This is a genomic window from Undibacterium pigrum (assembly GCF_003201815.1).
GTDB lineage: Bacteria > Pseudomonadota > Gammaproteobacteria > Burkholderiales > Burkholderiaceae_D > Undibacterium > Undibacterium pigrum.
The window spans coordinates 20,941-27,120 of the sequence record NZ_QJKB01000018.1 but is presented as its reverse complement, the minus strand read 5'-3'; the positions used below and the strand labels follow the sequence as shown (position 1 = coordinate 27,120).

Annotated in this window: 7 protein-coding genes; 2 read left to right on the top strand and 5 right to left on the bottom strand. The window is 52.5% G+C overall.

Annotated features, from left to right (window positions below; translation table 11 throughout):
• Together DFR42_RS29380 and DFR42_RS26615 are read left to right on the top strand one after the other, a co-directional pair.
• Positions 1-269 (top strand): hypothetical protein (locus DFR42_RS29380; RefSeq protein WP_170133705.1); only part of this gene is annotated, 269 nt, incomplete at its 5' end.
• A gap of 373 nt (positions 270-642) precedes the next feature.
• Complete coding sequence (locus DFR42_RS26615; RefSeq protein ID WP_110258108.1) at positions 643-2,055, top strand: diguanylate cyclase domain-containing protein; 1,413 nt, start codon at positions 643-645, stop codon at positions 2,053-2,055.
• Between the two features lie 70 nt (positions 2,056-2,125).
• On the opposite strand, the gene DFR42_RS26610 is transcribed toward DFR42_RS26615, so the two are convergent.
• Genes DFR42_RS26610 through ubiU form a run of 5 tightly spaced genes read right to left on the bottom strand, consistent with a single transcriptional unit; the run spans position 2,126 to position 6,114 of the window.
• Positions 2,126-3,271 carry an NnrS family protein gene (locus tag DFR42_RS26610; RefSeq protein WP_170133704.1) on the bottom strand — a complete coding sequence of 382 codons (1,146 nt, stop codon included), beginning with the start codon at positions 3,269-3,271 and terminating at the stop codon, positions 2,126-2,128.
• Positions 3,272-3,326: 55 nt separating this feature from the next.
• Complete coding sequence (locus DFR42_RS26605) at positions 3,327-3,710, bottom strand: putative zinc-binding protein (RefSeq protein WP_110258106.1); 384 nt, start codon at positions 3,708-3,710, stop codon at positions 3,327-3,329.
• Positions 3,710-4,162 (bottom strand): ubiquinone anaerobic biosynthesis accessory factor UbiT, encoded by a 453-nt coding sequence (gene ubiT / locus DFR42_RS26600; protein WP_110258105.1) that lies wholly within the window; start codon positions 4,160-4,162, stop codon positions 3,710-3,712. The genes DFR42_RS26605 and ubiT overlap by 1 nt, the downstream gene beginning before the upstream one ends.
• Before the next feature lie 15 nt (positions 4,163-4,177).
• Positions 4,178-5,107, bottom strand: coding sequence for a ubiquinone anaerobic biosynthesis protein UbiV (gene ubiV, locus DFR42_RS26595; protein ID WP_110258104.1), 930 nt, complete (start codon positions 5,105-5,107; stop codon positions 4,178-4,180).
• 2 nt (positions 5,108-5,109) lie between these two features.
• Positions 5,110-6,114, bottom strand: coding sequence for a ubiquinone anaerobic biosynthesis protein UbiU (gene ubiU, locus DFR42_RS26590; protein WP_110258103.1), 1,005 nt, complete (start codon positions 6,112-6,114; stop codon positions 5,110-5,112).
• Positions 6,115-6,180 lie beyond the last annotated feature (66 nt).

Here is a 6,180-nt window from a genome sequence, read left to right as displayed (position 1 = left end):
ATAAATTACAACATGGTTTTTTTGACCAGACTGATTCGCAAAACATCCAGATCGTCTCGCCAAAATATCGCAGCGTGGAATGGATAGTCAGGGCGACCGAAGAGTTGTTGCATGAAATGCAAGCGATAATTCCACCCGCAGTGCTGGCTGAGGGATTGACGGAGTACCTGACACGGCAAGCCTGTTCGCGAGGCCCGGCTATTCTTCATTCGCCGCACAATCTCGACCCTGCGATAGACGAGTATGGCGATGGAACAGTATCAAGGTAATAGTCATTCAACTGCCGGGAGTGTTATGGTGAAAACGACATTCCCTTCAAAATCAGAGATCATTTCATTAACATGCACGGCAGCGATGAGCATGACCTGTGCATGCTCATCGTCATAGCAAGATCAGTTCTTCATTGAAGAAAAAATAACATCACCTCATTATCGAAATGAATAGTTGAAACAGTAAGTAATTTCTGTTTTATTATTGCGCTCGACATGCTGGAATGGAGGCCAGGGGATGTTAAAAAATCCTTGTAAGCCACGCAGCAATAATTAACAAAAAAAATGCACATTCCCCTCTATATTGAAAGAGGAATAAATTCTAAATGTCATAGAATAGCGATGAACATTTAGCACTGTTTGGGATCGGAACATGAAAAAAAATAAAAGACAACTTGGCCGGTTAGAGCGAATTATTGAAACACAATCACTACTCGCCCAGGCAGATCTTGATCTCACGGCATTCATGCAACTTGTTGTCAACACATTGCAGGAACTCACAGAAGCCAAAGGTGCAGTAGTTGAACTGGTCGATGGTGACTACATGGTGTATCGCTCTGCCAGCGGTTCCATTTCCCAGCATGTAGGTTTGCGCCTGTTGCGAGCAAACAGCCTGTCAGGCCTGTGCGTCAGCAGTGCGCAGATACTCCGGTGTGACGATGCAGAAACCGATCCACGCGTCGATGCCAATGCCTGCAAAAAAGTGGGTGTCCGTTCCATGATCTGCACACCACTGTTTGAGCGTGGCCAGCCAGTTGGTGTTCTCAAGGTCATGTCCGAGCAGGCCAACGGTTTTGACGAAGAAGATATACAGACGCTGGAACTCATGGGTGCTGCACTTGGTGCCGCGCTTGGCAAGCAAGTGGCGTTTGATGAAATGCTGCGTGTGCAGATGCAACTCCGCGCCAGTGAAGAGCGGATACGCACCATACTCGAATATGCCAATGACGCCGTGATATCAATCGACAATGCCGGCGTTGTGACGCAATGGAATCGTTCTTCTGAATCGCTGTTTGGCTGGAGTAGTAGCGAAGCCATGGGCCGCAATATCGCAGACCTGATCGTGCCACCCGCTTTCAGAAATTCCTTTGTCAATATCCTGACACATTTAGACCGGCTTGGAAAAAAATCCACAACTGCACGAAGGGAACTTCTCGCTGTTGACCGTTTCGGTAAAGAGCTTTCTGTAGAGGTAAGTCTGAACGTCAATAATATTGCAGGCCGGTTCGAATTCACTGCCTTCATGCACGACATTTCTGAACGCAAGAAATGGGAAGCTACACTAAATGAAATGGCCTTGTCAGATGGCTTGACTGGCCTTCCGAACCGCAGGCATTTCATGCAAGTGCTGCATCAGGCGATAGTCAGGCAAATGAGACAGAACAATGGCCTGGCTTTATTATTCATGGATCTGAACGGCTTTAAGACAATTAATGATACGAATGGCCATGACACGGGTGACGAGGTATTGAAAGAGTTTGCGAAAAGAGTTTCTGGTTGCTTACGCGGGAACGACACCATGGCCCGCCTTGGCGGCGATGAATTTGTCGTCCTTGCCGAAGGTGTGCGGGTATTGGAGCATGCCCAGGTCTTAGCCAGAAAAATTGTCACCACACTTGACCAGCCTCTGCCAGGTTCTACTATCATGATGTCCACCAGCATAGGCATCAGCATTTACGACTCCGCGGCAAATGCTGAACAGTTCCTGAAAGAAGCCGACACCGCCATGTACAAGGCCAAACAGGGTGCATCCAGTAACAGTGCTATTGCAGCGTTTGTGGAGTGAAACCTTGTTTGTAGATTGATCTGGTCCTTTATTTACGATGGAAAATTGGCCACTCCAACCGAACCCCATTTTAACCAGCCTGGCCATCTGCCCGCGCTTTAAGATAGATGGGCAGCATCATGGCGATCCAGCATGCCAGCAGGGCCAGCCAGGCCGTTGCGGAAGCGGTGACGAGTATATCCAGTGAAAGCAGGCTGGCCAGGATGCGTAGCAAGGCTGCAAGATGCAATCCCAGATAGATGCACCACAAGAAGTTTGATACCTGCAAGGGCCGCCCGCTGTGGCCATAAGAGACTCTGCTGACAAAGCCAACCAGCATGGTCCCCATAAAGCCCAGGGCCAGGGCATGTACTGAAGCTGATCCCACTGTCATGCCAAATGCACCCGCTGCCTGTAGCGCGAAGACGATGACGAGCCAGGCAAACGAGAGGTGCAGCATTGCCAGCATGCGATTCGCCAGGCTGCGCAACAAGCCCCAGCGCCAGGAGGCATACATGAAACTCAGGCTCATGGCTGTTGCCGTGATTGCTTCCAATATGCGCCATTGCATGCTGCCGCTCAGTACGAGCAGGGCACACCCGCACAACCATGCGGCTAGCAGCCAGTAGGGGCGCCAGACTACATAGGGTTTAAGGACGTTACCGCTAAAAAATGGCAACATGCGGTGGCAGACCGTCAGGAACACGGGGAGTAAAAAACCAAAGAAGGCGAATTGTCGTGCAATTATCCATGCGCCACTTGAACCGTAACTCCACATCAGGGTCGCTGCCAGGGCACATGCGCCACCGCACATGGCAAGGAAAATAGCGGTCGCGTGTTTTTTATCCGGCACGGTGCTGCGTCGTATCAAGCCACACCAGCGCCAGGTCACCGCCAGCCAGGCGGACAACATCAGGGCAAAGCCTGAGCTGCGCAAAGCGGGCAAGCTCAGACTGGCAGCCAGCATGGCCAGCAGCAGGCCACAAAAATAGGTGGCACCATGCAGCAGGAAGTAGTCATCGTCGGCGCTGACAGCCAGCCATTTTGGCCCGGCCGTGAAAGTAAAACCCAAAATGAACAAAGGGAAAACACCAAGCGGCATCAGCAAGGCATGCAAGGGTATGGCCATGGTCTGCGGATGCTGTAGCTGCAGCCACCACCATAAAAACAGGATGAGGACAGACAACGCACCGAGAAAGAAATACAGCCTGTGGGGAGCAGTTGCGAGACGTTTCATGATCATGTATCCCTTGGGTGGGGCCAGGCAGGCCTTGCAAAATATAAACCAGGCTTCATGCTTGTGGCTCCAGGGCATGCACGGTCTGCACGGCATCTTCGACCTGTTGCCAGATATGCTCTCTTTCATCTTCAGTGGCGTCAGCATGGAAGCGCTTGCGCGCGCCTTGCTGGTTCAGCACCAGATGTACATCTGGGACAACACCGGCCTGTTGCAAACAGGCTTTAACACAGGCCAGCGCACAGCCATCTAGCGCGAGGATGGGCCTGCCAGATTGCGCCAGTTTAACCAGACTGGCAACGCCACCACCAACGCCACTGATACAGGACATCTGTGCCTTTTGCTCGCGGTCCAGCCTGAGCGCACAATCATTGGCCAGTTGCGCGACACTGGAGCAGCCAGAGCAGGAATACACCAGGGGCAGTGGCACGGTTTTCATTACACACCTTCACCTGCATGCATGAAACGCTGACCAAAACGGGCGAGCCAGGCAGGGCGTTCGCTGGCATCGAGCCAGTATTTGACGGCGATGCCCAGTTCAGTGTCACCTTCCATCTTTAAACGACGGCGGAAGAACAGGGTATCGGCATCTTCCTGGCCAGTCGCCAGTTTTAAAAAGTCCATGGCACAGGCAGACAGGCTGACATCTGGCTGGTGCAGAGATGAAAGCGGCTTGAATTTGCCCTGGTCGCAATAAAAACACAGTGACAGGCCCAGGTCTTCAATCTTGATGCGAAAACTTTTGTCATACAGGCTCTCGGGCGCGACCAGTAGTGCACGCCGCCTGGCCAGTTCAAGTATCAGTATCAGGGGCGCATTTGCCAACTGCACCGGCACATAGCTGCCCAGCGTTTTTATGCGTTCAGGAAAACGGAAATTACTCAAATCCATATCATGTAATCCTTGTTAGCTTATCTGTTCTCCAGCCAGCCATTGCATGCCGGGCTTATTCGTCCAGTAGCCATTGCTGCGCTGCGCATGTGGTGGCAGCAAAGTTTCACTGACACTGGCACCCGTACCCATTTTCCTGGCACTGTCAAATGCAGCGATGACTTTTGCCATGCCTTGTGCCTGTGGTTGCAGCCGCAGAATATCTACCTGCATGGCTGCCAGTTCTGGCAATTGTGCGCCCAGATCAAGGCAACTGGCACTCTGGGTCTGTATGCCATTGATGGTCAAAAAGTCTTTGCCATCGCGGGTTGCCAAAGGCAAACCGTCGGGATACTGTTCACAGCGAAATTCACAACTGTCCTTGCGCAGGCGGTGATGGCGCGCAGTGAAACAGCGTGATGAAAAGGCCAGGGCCAAACGTCCCCAGACTTGAACTTCAGTCTGCATTTTTTCACTACGTTGAAGCTGCAGGGATGCAAGGTCATCACGCCCCATCTCTATCGGAGGCAAAAAGCGAATGGCACCGAGGCTGGCCAGCCATGACAGGGTGTCTGCATGATAAATATTCAGGTGCGGGCCAGCGACGAATGCCTTGCCCTGCATGGCACGCACAGCGCTGAAGTCATTGGCCTCGATCAGGAAGTCTTCTGCACAGGCACGTTCTATCATCCTGTGCATATTGCGCCGGTCGGCTTCACTGTCTATCAGGGTCAGGCTGGACAGCACGACTTGCTTGCCTGCGTCCCGTAATTCCTTGCCCAGCGCCAGCCAGTCATCCAGTTTCATCAAATGACGGCGTGAACAAATGACTTCACCGAGATAGATTATATCGACCGGCCATTGCATGGCATCGACATAAAAACCTAAAGTGTCCTGTCTGGACCAGTAATAAGCCAAAGGTGCAAGAGAAAGCAAAGGTGGTGTTGACGGTGAGCTGGCAGACATATTCACTTCCATGGACGTTCAAAAGCACCCTGGGTCACCTGTGCGCCTTCTGCATGGCGGGCCAGGCTGGCTTGCCAGTCTGTGCGCGGCGTATAACGTTCCGGGTCGCGTTGTGCAGTATCGAGTGCTGCACGCAAGGTAGCAACGACCTGGCTGACGTAATTGGGGCTGCGCTGGCGGCCTTCTATCTTGATGGCAGCAACCCCCATATTGATCAGCCTGGGTAGCAAGCCTATGGCATTCAGGCTGGTTGGTTCTTCCAGCGCATAATCAATTTCACCTTCGACTTCAAAGCGCCCTTTGCACAAGGTCGGGTAACCGGCGGCTTCACCGGGTGCATAGCGGTCTATCAGGGTGCCACCCAGACGTGCATACATGGTCTGGTCTTGTTCTTCCCAGCTCACCGCATGCGCTGGCGAACATACGCCTTTATTATTTGGTGAGTCGCCGGTGACATAGCTTGAGAGCAGGCAACGGCCTTCTGCCATGACACACAGGCTGCCAAAGCCAAACACTTCTATTTCCACACTGGTCTGGCGTATGATCTTTTCTATCTCGAGTAAGGTCAGCACGCGCGGTAGTACAGCGCGCCTGATGGCAAACTGTTCGCGCATGAGTTCTATCGCATCGAGCGTGCTGGCCGAACCCTGCACCGATAAATGCAGACGCAAATCAGGGTGGCGGTCGCGCGCATACGCCATCAGGCCGGGGTCGGCCAGTATCACCGCATCAGCACCCATCTGTACGGCAGTATCAATTGCCGCCCGCCATTCGCCAACAGCGCGTGCTTGTGGAAAGGTATTGATGGCAAACAGAATTTGCCGGCCCCGTTCATGGGCATAGGCCAGGCCTTGTCGTATATCATTGTCGCCAAAATTAAGGCCACCAAAATTGCGCGCATTGGTTGCATTGCGCAAGCCAAGGTACACCGCATTTGCCCCTTTATCTACCGCTGCCTTCAGGGCAAGCAGACTACCGGCAGGAGCTACCAGATCTATAGGTTTCATGCATTAAATGGTAATGAAAATTATTCGCGTGGTCATTGTGCTGGGTCAATAAAACGCCATCGCTTC

Bases quoted from the DNA above. Each gene is read 5' to 3' on its own strand.
- DFR42_RS26615 (WP_110258108.1), top strand. From the start codon at position 643: ATGAAAAAAAATAAAAGACAACTTGGCCGGTTAGAGCGAATTATTGAA.
- DFR42_RS26610 (WP_170133704.1), bottom strand. From the start codon at position 3,271: ATGAAACGTCTCGCAACTGCTCCCCACAGGCTGTATTTCTTTCTCGGT.
- DFR42_RS26605 (WP_110258106.1), bottom strand. From the start codon at position 3,710: ATGAAAACCGTGCCACTGCCCCTGGTGTATTCCTGCTCTGGCTGCTCC.
- ubiT (WP_110258105.1), bottom strand. From the start codon at position 4,162: ATGGATTTGAGTAATTTCCGTTTTCCTGAACGCATAAAAACGCTGGGC.
- ubiV (WP_110258104.1), bottom strand. From the start codon at position 5,107: ATGTCTGCCAGCTCACCGTCAACACCACCTTTGCTTTCTCTTGCACCT.
- ubiU (WP_110258103.1), bottom strand. From the start codon at position 6,114: ATGAAACCTATAGATCTGGTAGCTCCTGCCGGTAGTCTGCTTGCCCTG.